Consider the following 14694-nt stretch of genomic DNA (forward strand, 5'->3'; position numbering starts at 1 on the left):
GCGGGGATAACACCATGGATCAAAAACAGATTGAAGAAATTGTACGTAGCGTGATGGCGTCAATGGGACAGGACGTACCGCAGCCCGTCGCGCCGTCAACGCAGGAAGGCGCAAAGCCGCAGTGCGCCGCGCCGACGGTGACCGAAAGCTGCGCGCTGGATTTAGGTTCCGCAGAGGCAAAAGCCTGGATTGGCGTCGAGAATCCGCATCGTGCGGACGTGCTGACCGAACTGCGTCGCAGTACTGCGGCACGCGTCTGTACGGGGCGTGCCGGGCCGCGTCCGCGCACCCAGGCGCTGTTGCGCTTCCTGGCGGATCACTCCCGTTCGAAAGATACCGTGCTCAAAGAAGTGCCGGAAGAGTGGGTAAAAGCGCAAGGGCTGCTGGAAGTGCGTTCGGAGATCAGCGACAAAAACCTGTACCTGACGCGCCCGGATATGGGGCGTCGCCTGAGCCCGGAAGCCATTGACGCGCTGAAGTCGCAGTGCGTGATGAACCCGGATGTGCAGGTAGTGGTCTCCGATGGCCTCTCTACGGATGCGATCACCGCCAACTATGAAGAGATCCTGCCGCCGCTGCTTGCCGGTCTGAAGCAGGCCGGGCTGAACGTCGGCACGCCGTTCTTTGTGCGCTATGGCCGCGTGAAGATTGAAGATCAGATTGGCGAAATTCTCGGCGCGAAGGTCGTCATCCTGCTGGTGGGCGAACGTCCGGGGCTGGGGCAGTCGGAAAGCCTCTCCTGCTACGCCGTCTATTCCCCGCGCGTGGCGACCACCGTCGAGGCCGACAGAACCTGTATTTCAAACATTCATCAGGGGGGGACGCCGCCAGTAGAAGCTGCCGCCGTGATTGTGGATTTGGCCAAACGGATGCTGGAGCAGAAAGCGTCCGGCATCAACATGACCCGTTAAGGAGACATCATGCCTGCATTAGATTTGATTCGACCTTCAGTGACTGCCATGCGCGTGATTGCCTCCGTGAATGACGGCTTTGCGCGGGAACTTAAATTACCGCCACATATACGTAGCCTCGGACTCATCACGGCAGATTCTGATGATGTGACCTATATTGCCGCTGATGAAGCGACAAAACAGGCGATGGTGGAAGTGGTCTATGGCCGCTCCCTCTATGCCGGGGCGGCTCACGGGCCATCGCCTACCGCCGGTGAGGTGTTGATTATGCTGGGCGGCCCGAACCCGGCGGAAGTGCGCGCCGGTCTGGATGCGATGGTCGCCAGTATTGAAAACGGCGCGGCGTTCCAGTGGGCGAACGATGCGGAAAATACCGCGTTCCTGGCGCATGTGGTTTCGCGTACCGGCTCGTACCTCTCGTCTACCGCAGGTATCGCGCTGGGCGATCCAATGGCCTACCTGGTGGCGCCGCCGCTGGAAGCGACATTCGGCATTGACGCGGCGATGAAATCCGCTGACGTTCAACTGGTGACTTACGTGCCGCCGCCGTCGGAAACCAACTATTCGGCCGCGTTCTTAACGGGAAGCCAGGCCGCGTGTAAAGCCGCCTGCAACGCCTTTACCGACGCCGTGCTGGATATCGCTCGTAACCCTGTCCAGCGTGCGTAACGGAGGTTGCCAATGATCAATGCCCTGGGATTACTGGAAGTGGACGGAATGGTCGCCGCCGTCGATGCGGCGGATGCCATGCTGAAAGCGGCCAACGTGCGTTTGCTCAGTCATCAAGTGCTCGACCCTGGCAGGCTCACTCTGGTGGTGGAGGGCGATCTGGCGGCGTGTCGTGCGGCGTTGGATGCCGGAAGCGCCGCCGCGCAGCGCACAGGCCGTGTGATTAGCCGCAAAGAAATTGGTCGCCCGGAAGAGGACACCCAGTGGCTGATTGGCGGGTTTGCGCGTGCGACAACGCCGACTGAGAAAGCGCCCCAGGTACCCGCAACGCCTGAGTTCGCCGAAGCGTTACTGGCGCTGCTGGCATCAGTACGCCAGGGAATGACGGCGGGAGAGGTGGCCGCGCATTTTGGCTGGCCGCTGGAGCAGGCCAGAAACGTGCTGGAACAACTCTTTTCTGACGGAGCGTTGCGTAAACGCAGTAGTCGCTATCGCATCAAAAATTAATCTGTCGGAGGGCCGGGCGTCCTGGCGGGCGTCCGGCATAGAAGATCATGAAAAAGACCCGTACAGCGAATTTGCACCATCTTTATCATGAAGCGTTACCCGAAGACGTTAAACTTACGCCCAGAGTCGAGGTGGACAATGTTCATCAGCGACGGACGACGGATGTCTATGAACATGCTCTGACTATCACCGCCTGGCAGCAGATCTACGATCAGTTACACCCGGGTAAATTTCATGGCGAGTTCACGGAAATCCTGCTTGATGAGATTCAGGTGTTCCGTGAATACACCGGCCTGGCGCTGCGTCAGTCGTGTCTGGTTTGGCCAAACTCTTTCTGGTTTGGTATTCCGGCGACGCGCGGCGAACAGGGATTTATCGGCGCGCAGGGGCTCGGCAGCGCCGAGATTGCCACCCGACCGGGAGGCACCGAGTTTGAACTGAGTACGCCGGATGATTACACCATTCTGGGCGTCGTTATCTCGGAAGATGTTATTTCCCGTCAGGCCACGTTTTTGCATAACCCGGAAAGGGTGCTGCATATGCTACGTAACCAGTTAGCTCTGGAGGTAAAAGAGCAGCATAAAGCGGCGCTGTGGGGTTTTGTGCAGCAGGCGCTGGCCACCTTCAGCGAGAGTCCTGAAACCCTGCATCAACCTGCGGTGCGTAAGGTCTTGAGTGATAATTTGTTGCTGGCGATGGGCACGATGCTGGAAGAGGCGAAGCCGATTCATAGCGCTGAGAGCATCAGCCATCAGGGATATCGTAGGCTACTGTCGCGGGCGCGGGAATATGTGCTGGAAAATATGTCGGAGCCGCTGACGGTGCTCGACTTATGTAACCAGCTACACGTAAGCCGTCGCACGCTGCAAAATGCGTTTCACGCCATTTTGGGCATTGGCCCCAATGCGTGGCTGAAACGTATTCGCTTAAACGCAGTACGCCGGGAACTGATTAGCCCGTGGTCGCAGAGCGCCACGGTCAAAGATGCCGCGATGCAGTGGGGATTCTGGCATCTGGGGCAATTTGCCACCGATTATCAGCAATTATTTGCCGAAAAACCGTCGTTGACGCTGCATCAACGGATGCGGCAATGGGCTTGATATTGATGGGTAGGCTCTCCGGTTGCTGATAACGTGCGCGTGTCGGGAATTGCCCGGTGGCGGCTGGCGCCTTACCGGGCCTACGGATTCGCTGCCGTCTGTGGTTGGTAGCCCGGACAAGGCGCGTCAGCGCCGCCTCCGGGGAACCGCGCGCACAACGTGCAAAACAGTTTTGTCATTAGATCATGAGGATGAGCGTTTATGTTTGCTGATAAGACGTTGCCGTTGTTTGGCAGGAGGGGCAGATAAACCCATAAAGCATTCCTTCCGCATATTCCTCTTCCTCGATATCTTCATAGCTTAGCTGCGCAAGAAACATCATCGTTTGCGCGCACGTTGGGCACGTGGGATAGTCTGCATCCTGAACCCATGCGGGATGGCCGCCGAGCTGTGAGAAGGTGGTGGGTAAAAATATTTCAGCAGCGAATAGCGGCAAACGGGATTCCCCGGGGTGCAGAACATCAAGCGGTAGCGTTATCCAGTCAGAGGAATTCTCCACCGCCAGCGTCGAGAGCGCATTTTTTTCGCACCATCGCGGCTGGCCTTGTGGATCGACGGTGGCGAAAACGGTGTTATATGCCGTACAACACTGACAGGTCAGAATACGAATTTGACCGGGCCAACCCTGCGTGCTGAGGCCGACGGCGCTCGGCGCAACCTCAAACAGATTGATTAGCGGCAGGGAACAGTGTGGGCAGTTTTCACCATATTCTGCGACGGCGCGAAAAACGGCAGGCTGTTCAGGTGCCTGTTTTACCAGATGGGTACATTGCGTAAAGTAAAGATCGCGCCTGCGGCCATTTTCAGTGAGCTCCCATCCCGCCTGGTGAGCATAGCGATGAGGGAGGATATGAAGTGAAGCACTCCACGCAGGTGGTTCCTGGCGCCAGCGGTTAAAATGCTCAACGACAACCTCATCGCCAATCCAGGCCAGGGCGCAAAGAATGCCGTCACGGTTTTCGTCATCGGTTTCCACCTTCTGCAAAAGCGCGTCGCGTACGTCAGGCGGCGCACGGTGAAAAGGTAGGGGTGAAGAGAGCTCCAGTTCTTCTTCATTTATTACCTGGCGCAGGAAATTATCCAGATTGGCCCGGGTAAATGCCGCCAGGCACAGCGCAATTTCCTGAGCTTCCTCCTGCCATCCGGAATCAAATAATTCTTCTGCATAATCGACCATGTCGCGGCTTTCATCATCGGAGAGCTTTTTGTAAAGCTCATCGGTCGGAATGGGGCAGGGAATCCACTCGATTAACGGATCGTGTTCCCGGGGTTCATGAACGAGTTTAAGCATTTCAACAGGGTTGGTAATGCCACTGAACGCGTCGATCGTTTTTCTGTTTTTCCGGATATATTCTTCCTGCTCTTGCCGATAACGCGCCTGGACGCAGGGCATACAATAGCCCTCCGTGCGGGCAGCCGTTGCTGGCAGGATGAAGTGTGAGCATTGCGGGTTTTTACAAGGAATACGCTCGTCCATGCGGTAGTGCTCCACTGCAAATTCTACGAGTGCTTACTGTACTGTTTTACTAATGATAACGGCAGCGGGCGGTTATCCGAATTCTTTATCTACAATGAACTCGTTTATTTCTACGAGCCTGCTTTTATTCAACGGCCAACCGGATAGGCGATAAACAAACCGGCTATCGTCAAAATACATGACAGTAGGCATAGCAAGATACAGTTAACGCTTTTACGCGGAATATGAATAATAAAGCAGAGTAATGCTATCAGGGCCATGACCACAGGGATGGTCACCATATTGATAACCAGAAGCACGATCAGACCGAAGCTCACCCCTCCGCTATGAGGGATGAATATTCTTTCTTCAAAATATATTTCTAGTGTAATGGCAAGCAGGCAGCCAATAAAACTTATACCCAGATGGGGATGCCATTTGGCGTCACTGGTTACTACTTTCCGTGTATTTGTTTGCATTGTTTTACTTTATAAATAAGTTAAATCCAGTCGCGTACCTGAATAAACTCGCTCAGCGCCGCTTCCGGGCTACCCGCTTCTGGCTGCCAGTCGTACTCCCAGCGCACCAGCGGCGGCATCGACATCAGGATAGATTCAGTGCGCCCGCCGGTTTGCAGACCAAACAGGGTGCCTCTGTCCCACACCAGATTGAACTCCACGTAGCGTCCGCGGCGATAAAGTTGAAAATTACGCTCCCGCTCTCCCCAGACCATCGCTTTGCGTCGTTCGACAATCGGTAAATACGCCTCGGTGTAGCCGTTGCCGACCGCCTGCATAAAGGCGAAGCAGTAGTCGAAATCCGGCGTATTCAAATCGTCAAAAAACAGGCCGCCGATACCGCGCTGCTCGTTACGATGCTTGAGGAAAAAGTAGTCGTCGCACCACTTTTTATAGCGCGGATACACATCGTCACCAAACGGCTGGCACAGGTCGCGGGCGGTGCGGTGCCAGTGAACGGCATCCTCTTCAAAGCCGTAGTAGGGCGTTAAATCGAACCCGCCGCCAAACCACCATACCGGATCGGCGCCCGGTTTTTCGGCAATAAAAAAGCGCACGTTAGCATGGCTGGTGGGAATATACGGATTGTGCGGATGCACCACCAGCGATACGCCCATCGCTTCAAAGCTACGCCCGGCGAGTTCTGGCCGATGCGCGGTGGCGGACGCGGGCATTGCATCGCCGTGAACGTGAGAGAAATTAACGCCCGCCTGTTCGAAAATCCCGCCGTTGCGTAATACCCGGCTGCGTCCGCCGCCGCCCGCTTCGCGTCGCCAGCTATCTTCGACAAAGTTTGCGCCATCCACAGCGGATAACGTTTGGCAAATATCATCCTGCAGGCGTAGCAGAAACTGTTTTACGTGATGTGCATCGGGTTTCATGATTACCGTTTCTTCGTGTGTGCTTTCTGATTATCAAACCAGTGAAAATAACTGATGATGCCGTTGGCGATCGCCGTAGCGATTTTCTGGCGAAACGCCGTCGTGCCCAGCAGGCGTTCTTCTTCCGGATTGGTAATAAACGAGGTTTCGACCAGTACCGACGGAATTGACGGTGATTTTAGCACCACGAAAGCCGCTTGTTCGGTAGTGCGGCTGTGTAATTTATGTATGGGTTTGATTTTCTTGAGAATATGCGAACCCAGCGTCAGACTGTTTTTAATCGTATCGGTTTGCACCAGATCAAACAAAACTTGTTGTAATAGATGATCCCGGTCAGTGGCTTTTTTACCCGCCACTTCGTCCGCGCGGTTTTCACGCTCGGAGAGATACTTCGCCATGGCGCTACTGGCCCCGCGGTTGGAAAGCGCAAAAACGGAAGCGCCCGCCGCTTTCGGGTTGGTAAAACCATCGGCATGAATGGACATAAACAGATCCGCGCCGTGCTTATGGGCGATTTCCACCCGATCGTACAGCGGAATAAAGGTATCCCCTGTCCGGGTTAAACGCGCATCGATTCCGTGATTTCGCAAAATAGCGCGTACGTTTTTGGCAATTGCCAGTACGACGTGTTTTTCCTGAGAACCGTTGCGGCCAATCGCGCCGGTATCGATGCCGCCGTGTCCGGGGTCGAGCATCACCAACCGTTTACTGCCGGTTTTTTTGGTTTTGGGTTTGCTGTGACCATTACTGGTTTTTAGCGTTTCTTCTTTGGCTATTGCGTGCGACATACCTGACAGCGTCAGGGCCGCCAGACCTGTTTTGAGTACCTGGCGGCGCGATGTGAGAGTTTTTAGGAGTTTAAAAGTGCTCATACGGCCTGAGTTGTGAAAATTAAGTTCAAGATGTTATATCGTATCGCGTAATCCGTTACGACGGTTGGTGATGAGAATTGTTTTACTTTTCATTTCAATACGTGACACATCGCCATTATGCCATTTTTTCCGCTACATCGCGTCAGATATTGGCTGAATCAGATGTTTGCGCCATAATCTTGGTTTTTCCACCCGAAAAGGCAACGAATACCATGGAAATACGCGTTTTTCGCCAGGAAGATTTCGAAGAGGTGATTACCCTCTGGGAGCGTTGCGACCTGCTGCGTCCATGGAACGATCCTGAAATGGATATTGAACGCAAGGTGAATCACGATGTCAGCTTGTTCCTCGTTGCGGAAGTTAGCGGCGAAGTCGTCGGTACGGTAATGGGCGGTTATGACGGGCATCGCGGCTCGGCGTATTACCTGGGCGTTCACCCGGAGTTCCGCGGGCGCGGCATTGCGAATGCGTTGCTTAACCGGCTGGAAAAAAAACTCATCGCCCGCGGGTGTCCGAAAATCCAAATTATGGTGCGCGATGATAACGACGTTGTGCTGGGCATGTATGAACGTCTGGGGTATGAGCATTCTGACGCCCTAAGTTTGGGTAAACGCCTGATTGAAGATGAAGAGTACTGAGTTTCATCCAGCCGATTATGATGTACACGGACGTTTACGCCTGCCGTTTCTGTTCTGGTGCGTACTGCTACTTCAGGCGCGCGCCTGGGTACTCTTTGTCATTGCCGGTTCATCCCGTGGACAGGGTAATACTTTGTTAAACTTTTTTTATCCCGACCATGACAATTTTTGGCTGGGGCTGTTGCCCGGCGTTCCGGCGGTAGTGGCGTTTTTGCTCAGCGGGCGGCGTGAAGCGTTTCCTGGTGTGTGGCGCTGGCTGCGCGGACTCCTGATTCTTGCTCAACTGGTGTCGTTGTGCTGGCTGCCGGTGATGTGGCTGGGTGGCGACCCGGTCAACGGCGTCGGGCTGGCGCTGCTGCTGGCGGACATCGTCGCGCTGATCTGGCTGTTAACCAATCAACGTTTGCGTGCCTGTTTTTCCCTTGAGAAAGAATAACGGCACTTTTTGGCGAACCCGTACTCCAACCAACGTTAATTAATAAAAGAAAGGAAGTGAGATGAAATCGCTGCGTTTGACTTTACTCGCACTGCCGCTGGCGCTGACTGGTTGTTCGACGCTCTCCTCGGTCAACTGGTCTGCCGCAAATCCATGGAACTGGTTTGGTTCCTCGACAGAAGTCACTGAGCAAGGCGTGGGAGCGCTGACCGCCGCCACGCCGCTGGAAGAGCCGGCTATTGCAGAGTCATTAGATGGCGATTATCGCCTGCGTAGCGGTATGAAAACCGATAACGGCAACGTGGTGCGCTTTTTCGAAGCGATGAAGGGCGACAGCGTCGCGATGGTGATCAACGGCGAGCAGGGAACCGTGAGCCGTATTGATGTGCTGGACAGCGATATCCCAACCGCCGCGGGGGGCAAAATCGGTACGCCGTTTAGCGACCTTTACAGCAAAGCGTTTGGTCACTGCGAGCCGGTTTCCAGCGATAGCCATACCAGCGTCGAATGTAAAGCCGAGGGAAGTCAGCATATTAGCTATGTTTTCTCCGGCGAGTGGAGCGGACCGGAAGGCTTAATGCCTCCTGATGACGTCTTAAAAAACTGGGACGTGCGCAAAATTATCTGGCGTCGTTAATTTGCGCCTGAACAAACCGCTTCGCTTAAAAACAAGGTAAAATAGCCTCCATTAATGCCACGACTGCGTGGCATTCTCATTTTCAGGAGGAATCATGTCTCAGGTTCAAAGTGGCATTTTGCCGGAACATTGCCGTGCGGCAATTTGGATTGAAGCCAATGTAAAAGGCGACCTGGACGCCCTGCGCGCGGCCAGCAGAACATTTGCCGATAAACTGGCGACCTTCGAAGTCAAATTTCCGGACGCCCATCTTGGGGCCGTTGTGGCGTTTGGCAACAATACCTGGCGCGCCCTGAGCGGCGGCGTCGGGGCGGAAGAACTGAAAGATTTTATTCCTTATGGTAAAGGGCTGGCGCCGGCCACGCAGTATGACGTGCTGATCCATATCCTTTCCCTGCGCCACGATGTGAATTTTTCTGTTGCCCAGGCGGCGATGGAAGCCTTCGGCGACTGTATCGACGTGAAAGAAGAAGTTCACGGCTTCCGTTGGGTGGAAGAACGCGATCTGAGCGGCTTTGTCGACGGGACAGAGAACCCGGCGGGCGAAGAGACGCGCCGTGAAGTGGCGGTGATCAAAGATGGCGTGGATGCCGGCGGCAGTTATGTGTTCGTGCAGCGTTGGGAACACAATCTCAAGCAACTTAACCGGATGAGTATTCACGATCAGGAGATGATGATCGGGCGTACCAAAGAAGCCAATGAAGAGATTGACGGCGATGCGCGTCCGGCAACGTCTCACCTGAGCCGCGTCGATCTGAAAGAAGATGGCAAAGGACTGAAGATTGTGCGCCAGAGCCTGCCATACGGCACCGCCAGCGGTACTCATGGTCTCTATTTCTGCGCTTACTGCGCACGTCTGCACAATATCGAACAGCAGCTTCTGAGTATGTTCGGCGATACCGACGGTAAACGCGACGCAATGCTGCGCTTCACCAAGCCGGTGACTGGCGGCTACTATTTTGCGCCGTCGCTGGATCGCCTGTTAGCGCTATAAGGTAAAACCCTGTCGGATGGCAGCGCAAACGCTTTATTCGACCTACGATTGGTAGGACTGATCAGCGCAGCGCCATCAGGCAGAACAGCATAAAAATACCCATCCCCGCCTCCGCGGGGATTTTTTTACCTAATATTTACCTGAATTAGTGAGCTATTCCTCAGCACTTATTTGTTATTACTGTATTTTCAGTGTTAATGGAGTGTAAGACTCCATATTCAAAAGGAGACATTGAAAATGGGTAAACTCACGGGCAAGACAGCATTGATTACGGGCGCATCGCAGGGCATTGGCGAAGGGATCGCTCGCGTATTCGCACGCCACGGCGCGAACTTAATCTTGCTGGATATCTCCGATGAGATTGAAAAGCTGGCGGATGAGCTGGGCGGGCGCGGACATCGTTGTACTGTCGTTAAAGCCGACGTCAGAGATTTTGCTTCGGTGCAGGCGGCGGTTGCGCGCGCCAAAGAGACTGAAGGTAGAATTGATATTTTGGTGAATAACGCTGGCGTGTGCCGTCTGGGCAACTTCCTCGATATGAGTGAAGAAGATCGCGATTTCCACATTGATATTAATATTAAAGGTGTCTGGAACGTCACCAAAGCCGTCCTGCCGGAGATGATCAAACGTAAAGATGGCCGCATTGTGATGATGTCTTCCGTCACGGGAGATATGGTGGCGGACCCGGGTGAAACGGCCTATGCGCTGTCAAAAGCCGCCATTGTCGGTTTAACCAAATCGCTGGCGGTAGAGTATGCGCAGTCCGGTATTCGCGTGAATGCCATTTGCCCCGGTTATGTAAGAACGCCGATGGCGGAAAGCATTGCCCGTCAGTCTAATCCTGACGATCCGGAATCGGTATTAACGGAAATGGCAAAAGCCATTCCGCTACGCCGCCTTGCCGATCCGCTGGAAGTAGGGGAACTGGCGGCATTTCTGGCTTCCGATGAGTCCAGCTATCTTACCGGAACGCAAAACGTCATTGATGGCGGCAGTACCCTGCCTGAAAGCGTAAGCGTAAGCGTAAGCGTAGGCGTCTGATTGATGCCGGTCTCCTCCCCGCGCCGCGTGGGGAGGGATTCTCTTATTCCCTTTTCAACTTTCAAATCATCAAACGGTATATAAAACCGTTACTCCTTTAGCGCTGGTTATAAATATGATGACCATAAGAAAGTCATTAAATTTATAAGGGTGCGCAATGGCCGTTAACTTACTGAAAAAGAGACCCCTGACGCTGGCAGCAATGCTATTACTGGCAGGGCAGGCGCAGGCAACGGAGCTGCTGAACAGCTCATACGATGTCTCCCGCGAGCTGTTTGCCGCCCTTAACCCGCCGTTTGAGCAACAATGGGCGAAGGATAACGGCGGCGATAAGCTGACGATTAAGCAGTCTCATGCCGGGTCATCAAAACAGGCGCTGGCGATTTTGCAGGGACTGAAGGCAGACGTCGTGACCTACAATCAGGTGACCGACGTACAGATTCTCCATGATAAAGGCAAACTGATCCCTGCCGACTGGCAAAGCCGTCTGCCGAACAACAGTTCGCCATTCTATTCCACGATGGGCTTCTTGGTGCGCAAGGGGAACCCCAAAAATATTCACGACTGGAGCGATCTTGTACGTTCCGACGTGAAGCTGATTTTCCCTAACCCGAAAACCTCCGGCAACGCCCGTTACACGTATCTGGCGGCATGGGGCGCGGCGGATAACGCGGACGGCAGCGATAAAGCCAAAACCGAACAGTTTATGACCCAGTTCCTGAAAAACGTCGAAGTGTTTGATACCGGCGGCCGCGGCGCTACGACTACCTTTGCCGAGCGTGGTCTGGGCGATGTGCTGATTAGTTTTGAATCGGAAGTGAACAACATCCGCAAACAATATGAAGCCCAGGGATTTGAAGTGGTGATCCCGAAAACGAACATTCTTGCTGAATTCCCGGTCGCCTGGGTGGATAAAAACGTGCAGGCCAACGGCACAGAAAAAGCCGCCAAAGCTTACCTGAACTGGCTGTATAGCCCGCAGGCGCAGACCATCATTACCCATTACTACTACCGCGTGAGTAACCCGGAAATCATGGGCAAGCAAGCAGATAAATTCCCGCAGACCGAACTGTTCCGCGTGGAAGACAAGTTTGGCACGTGGCCTGAGGTGATGAAAACGCACTTTGCCAGCGGCGGCGAGCTGGACAAACTGTTGGCGGCGGGGCGTAAGTAATGCTTGCCGTTTCTTCCCGACGCGTGCTGCCCGGCTTTACGTTAAGCCTCGGCACCAGTTTGCTGTTTGTCTGCCTGATCCTGCTGTTGCCGTTGAGCGCGCTGGTGATGCAGCTCTCACAGATGAGCTGGTCGCAATACTGGGATGTCGTGACCAACCCTCAGGTGGTGGCTGCTTATAAAGTGACGCTGCTGGCGGCATTTGTGGCGTCGATTTTTAACGGCGTGTTTGGCCTGCTGATGGCGTGGATTTTAACCCGCTACCGTTTTCCTGGGCGCACGTTGCTGGATGCGCTGATGGATCTGCCATTTGCGCTGCCGACAGCGGTGGCGGGTCTGACGCTGGCCTCGCTGTTCTCAGTGAACGGTTTCTACGGTCAGTTTCTCGCGCAGTTTGATATCAAAGTGACCTATACCTGGCTCGGTATTGCGGTGGCGATGGCCTTTACCAGTATTCCATTTGTGGTGCGCACCGTCCAGCCGGTACTGGAAGAGCTGGGGCCGGAATATGAAGAAGCGGCACAAACGCTGGGGGCCACCCGCCTGCAAAGTTTTCGCAAAGTCGTGCTGCCTGAGCTGTCGCCTGCGCTGATTGCCGGCGTGGCGCTCTCTTTTACCCGTAGTCTGGGCGAGTTTGGCGCGGTGATTTTTATCGCCGGAAATATCGCCTGGAAAACAGAAGTGACCTCGCTGATGATTTTTGTGCGCTTGCAGGAGTTTGATTACCCGGCCGCCAGCGCCATTGCCTCGGTGATCCTTGCGGCATCCTTGCTGCTGCTGTTCTCTATCAATACCTTGCAAAGTCGCTTTGGTCGACGTGTGGTAGGTCATTAATGGCGGAAGTGACTCAATTGAAGCGATACGACGTCCCCCGCATTAACTGGGGAAAATGGTTTTTGATTGGCGTCGGGATGCTGGTTTCGGCGTTTATCCTGCTGGTGCCGATGATTTACATCTTCGTGCAGGCGTTCAGCAAAGGGTTAATGCCGGTACTGCAAAATCTGGCCGATCCGGACATGCTGCACGCCATCTGGCTGACGGTGTTGATTGCCTTGATCGCAGTGCCGGTGAATCTGGTGTTCGGCATTCTGCTGGCGTGGCTGGTGACGCGCTTTAACTTTCCCGGACGTCAGCTACTGCTGACCCTGCTGGATATTCCCTTTGCCGTCTCGCCGGTGGTGGCCGGTCTGGTCTATCTGTTGTTTTATGGCTCCAACGGCCCGTTGGGCGGCTGGCTGGATGAGCATAATTTGCAAATGATGTTCTCCTGGCCGGGGATGGTACTGGTCACTATTTTTGTCACCTGTCCGTTTGTGGTGCGCGAACTGGTGCCAGTGATGCTCAGCCAGGGCAGTCAGGAAGATGAGGCGGCGATTTTACTGGGCGCATCCGGCTGGCAAATGTTTCGCCGCGTGACATTGCCGAATATTCGCTGGGCGCTACTCTACGGCGTGGTGTTAACCAACGCCCGCGCGATTGGCGAGTTTGGCGCGGTGTCGGTGGTGTCCGGCTCGATTCGCGGCGAAACGTTATCGCTACCGTTACAGATTGAATTACTGGAGCAGGACTACAACACCGTCGGCTCCTTTACCGCCGCCGCATTGTTGACGCTAATGGCGATTATTACCCTGTTTTTGAAGAGCATGTTGCAATGGCGTCTGGAGAATCAGGAAAAACGCGCGCAACAGGAGGAAAATCATGAGCATTGAGATCGCCAGAATTAAGAAATCGTTTGGTCGTACTCAGGTACTAAATGATATCTCGCTGGATATTCCTTCCGGCCAGATGGTTGCCTTGTTGGGGCCGTCAGGTTCCGGCAAAACGACGCTGCTGCGCATTATTGCCGGGCTGGAGCATCAGTCCAGCGGCCATATTCGTTTCCACGGTACGGACGTTAGCCGCCTGCACGCGCGTGAGCGTAAAGTCGGTTTTGTGTTTCAGCACTATGCGCTGTTTCGCCATATGACGGTGTTTGACAACATTGCTTTTGGCCTGACGGTGCTGCCGCGACGCGACCGTTCAACTGCGGCGGCGATTAAAACGAAAGTGATGCAATTACTGGAGATGGTGCAACTGGCGCACCTCGCGGATCGCTTCCCCGCCCAGCTTTCCGGCGGACAAAAACAGCGTGTGGCGCTGGCGCGCGCGCTTGCCGTAGAACCGCAAATTCTACTGCTGGATGAACCCTTTGGCGCGCTGGATGCCCAGGTACGTAAAGAGTTACGTCGCTGGTTGCGCCAGCTACATGAAGAACTGAAATTCACCAGCGTCTTTGTCACCCACGATCAGGAAGAAGCGACGGAAGTGGCGGATCGGGTGGTGGTGATGAGTCAGGGCAATATCGAACAGGCTGATGCGCCGGATCGGGTGTGGCGTGAACCGGCAACCCGCTTCGTACTGGAGTTTATGGGCGAGGTGAACCGCCTGACAGGCACCGTCCGCGGCGGGCAGTTTCACGTTGGCGCGCATCGCTGGCCGTTGGGTTATACGCCCGCGTACCAGGGGCCGGTCGATCTGTTCCTGCGTCCGTGGGAGGTGGATATTAGCCGCCGCACCAGCCTGGATTCTCCGCTACCAGTACAGGTCATTGAGGCCAGCCCGAAAGGTCACTATACACAGTTAGTGGTACAGCCGCTGGGGTGGTATCACGATCCGCTGACGGTGGTGATGGCGGGTGAGGATGTTCCGGTTCGCGGCGAGCGTTTGTTTGTTGGACTGCAAAAAGCGCGTCTGTATAACGGCGACCAGCGTATTGAAACGCGTGAAGAGGAACTTGCTCTGGCGCAATCGGCCTGATAGGTTAATTTGTATAGTTATCGCCCGGTGGCGCTACGCATACCGGGCTTTTTTACGAGCTGAAA

General features: G+C 54.7%; 17 protein-coding genes. 13 read left to right on the forward strand and 4 right to left on the reverse strand.

Annotated features, from left to right (window positions below; genetic code table 11):
* Nucleotides 1-14: 14 nt before the first annotated feature.
* From eutC to eutR, 4 genes are read left to right on the forward strand one after another with little or no spacing between them, the layout of a single operon-like run.
* Nucleotides 15-911 carry an ethanolamine ammonia-lyase subunit EutC gene (gene eutC / locus J4728_RS08750; RefSeq protein WP_000372354.1) on the forward strand — a complete coding sequence of 299 codons (897 nt, stop codon included), beginning with the start codon at nucleotides 15-17 and terminating at the stop codon, nucleotides 909-911.
* 9 nt (nucleotides 912-920) lie between these two features.
* Nucleotides 921-1580 carry an ethanolamine utilization microcompartment protein EutL gene (eutL, locus tag J4728_RS08755; protein WP_001111056.1) on the forward strand — a complete coding sequence of 220 codons (660 nt, stop codon included), beginning with the start codon at nucleotides 921-923 and terminating at the stop codon, nucleotides 1578-1580.
* A gap of 12 nt (nucleotides 1581-1592) precedes the next feature.
* Nucleotides 1593-2087, forward strand: a complete 495-nt coding sequence (gene eutK, locus J4728_RS08760; protein WP_000606266.1) for an ethanolamine utilization microcompartment protein EutK — start codon at nucleotides 1593-1595, stop codon at nucleotides 2085-2087.
* A 47-nt stretch (nucleotides 2088-2134) separates the two neighbouring features.
* The gene (gene eutR / locus J4728_RS08765) at nucleotides 2135-3187 is read left to right on the forward strand and encodes an HTH-type transcriptional regulator EutR (RefSeq protein WP_000753665.1); all 1053 of its coding nucleotides are present in this window, start codon (nucleotides 2135-2137) and stop codon (nucleotides 3185-3187) included.
* Between the two features lie 199 nt (nucleotides 3188-3386).
* On the opposite strand, the gene J4728_RS08770 is transcribed toward eutR, so the two are convergent.
* The 4 genes from J4728_RS08770 to amiA all read right to left on the reverse strand — a co-directional run bounded on the left by J4728_RS08770 (nucleotide 3387) and on the right by amiA (nucleotide 6914).
* The gene (locus tag J4728_RS08770) at nucleotides 3387-4664 is read right to left on the reverse strand and encodes a DUF1963 domain-containing protein (RefSeq protein ID WP_000344437.1); all 1278 of its coding nucleotides are present in this window, start codon (nucleotides 4662-4664) and stop codon (nucleotides 3387-3389) included.
* A gap of 128 nt (nucleotides 4665-4792) precedes the next feature.
* Nucleotides 4793-5122, reverse strand: coding sequence for a hypothetical protein (locus tag J4728_RS08775; RefSeq protein WP_001194344.1), 330 nt, complete (start codon nucleotides 5120-5122; stop codon nucleotides 4793-4795).
* 20 nt (nucleotides 5123-5142) lie between these two features.
* A complete protein-coding gene (hemF, locus tag J4728_RS08780; protein ID WP_001619258.1) occupies nucleotides 5143-6042 on the reverse strand; it encodes an oxygen-dependent coproporphyrinogen oxidase in 900 nt (299 codons plus the stop codon).
* Between the two features lie 2 nt (nucleotides 6043-6044).
* The gene (amiA, locus tag J4728_RS08785) at nucleotides 6045-6914 is read right to left on the reverse strand and encodes an N-acetylmuramoyl-L-alanine amidase AmiA (protein WP_000102880.1); all 870 of its coding nucleotides are present in this window, start codon (nucleotides 6912-6914) and stop codon (nucleotides 6045-6047) included.
* A gap of 212 nt (nucleotides 6915-7126) precedes the next feature.
* Here amiA and J4728_RS08790 point away from each other — a divergent pair, with 212 nt between their 5' ends.
* The 9 genes from J4728_RS08790 to cysA all read left to right on the forward strand — a co-directional run bounded on the left by J4728_RS08790 (nucleotide 7127) and on the right by cysA (nucleotide 14629).
* Nucleotides 7127-7552 (forward strand): GNAT family acetyltransferase, encoded by a 426-nt coding sequence (locus J4728_RS08790; RefSeq protein WP_000406008.1) that lies wholly within the window; start codon nucleotides 7127-7129, stop codon nucleotides 7550-7552.
* Nucleotides 7539-7988, forward strand: coding sequence for a DUF2919 domain-containing protein (locus J4728_RS08795; protein WP_000842938.1), 450 nt, complete (start codon nucleotides 7539-7541; stop codon nucleotides 7986-7988). Before J4728_RS08790 ends, J4728_RS08795 begins: the two co-directional genes overlap by 14 nt.
* Before the next feature lie 61 nt (nucleotides 7989-8049).
* Nucleotides 8050-8625 carry an RpoE-regulated lipoprotein gene (locus J4728_RS08800; protein ID WP_080214629.1) on the forward strand — a complete coding sequence of 192 codons (576 nt, stop codon included), beginning with the start codon at nucleotides 8050-8052 and terminating at the stop codon, nucleotides 8623-8625.
* Between the two features lie 94 nt (nucleotides 8626-8719).
* The gene (gene yfeX, locus J4728_RS08805; RefSeq protein ID WP_000084583.1) at nucleotides 8720-9619 is read left to right on the forward strand and encodes a porphyrinogen peroxidase; all 900 of its coding nucleotides are present in this window, start codon (nucleotides 8720-8722) and stop codon (nucleotides 9617-9619) included.
* 237 nt (nucleotides 9620-9856) lie between these two features.
* Nucleotides 9857-10660 carry an SDR family oxidoreductase UcpA gene (gene ucpA, locus J4728_RS08810; RefSeq protein WP_208211607.1) on the forward strand — a complete coding sequence of 268 codons (804 nt, stop codon included), beginning with the start codon at nucleotides 9857-9859 and terminating at the stop codon, nucleotides 10658-10660.
* Between the two features lie 157 nt (nucleotides 10661-10817).
* The gene (gene cysP, locus J4728_RS08815; RefSeq protein WP_080214630.1) at nucleotides 10818-11834 is read left to right on the forward strand and encodes a thiosulfate/sulfate ABC transporter substrate-binding protein CysP; all 1017 of its coding nucleotides are present in this window, start codon (nucleotides 10818-10820) and stop codon (nucleotides 11832-11834) included.
* On the forward strand, nucleotides 11834-12667 hold the full coding sequence (cysT, locus tag J4728_RS08820) for a sulfate/thiosulfate ABC transporter permease CysT (protein WP_000881746.1): 834 nt from the start codon (nucleotides 11834-11836) through the stop codon (nucleotides 12665-12667). Before cysP ends, cysT begins: the two co-directional genes overlap by 1 nt.
* Complete coding sequence (cysW, locus tag J4728_RS08825; protein WP_000852705.1) at nucleotides 12667-13542, forward strand: sulfate/thiosulfate ABC transporter permease CysW; 876 nt, start codon at nucleotides 12667-12669, stop codon at nucleotides 13540-13542. The genes cysT and cysW overlap by 1 nt, the downstream gene beginning before the upstream one ends.
* A complete protein-coding gene (gene cysA / locus J4728_RS08830; protein WP_208211610.1) occupies nucleotides 13532-14629 on the forward strand; it encodes a sulfate/thiosulfate ABC transporter ATP-binding protein CysA in 1098 nt (365 codons plus the stop codon). Before cysW ends, cysA begins: the two co-directional genes overlap by 11 nt.
* The last annotated feature ends 65 nt before the right edge of the window (nucleotides 14630-14694 follow it).

It is taken from the genome of Salmonella sp. 32070601201500089SM (assembly GCF_017573605.1).
Lineage (GTDB): Bacteria > Pseudomonadota > Gammaproteobacteria > Enterobacterales > Enterobacteriaceae > Salmonella > Salmonella enterica.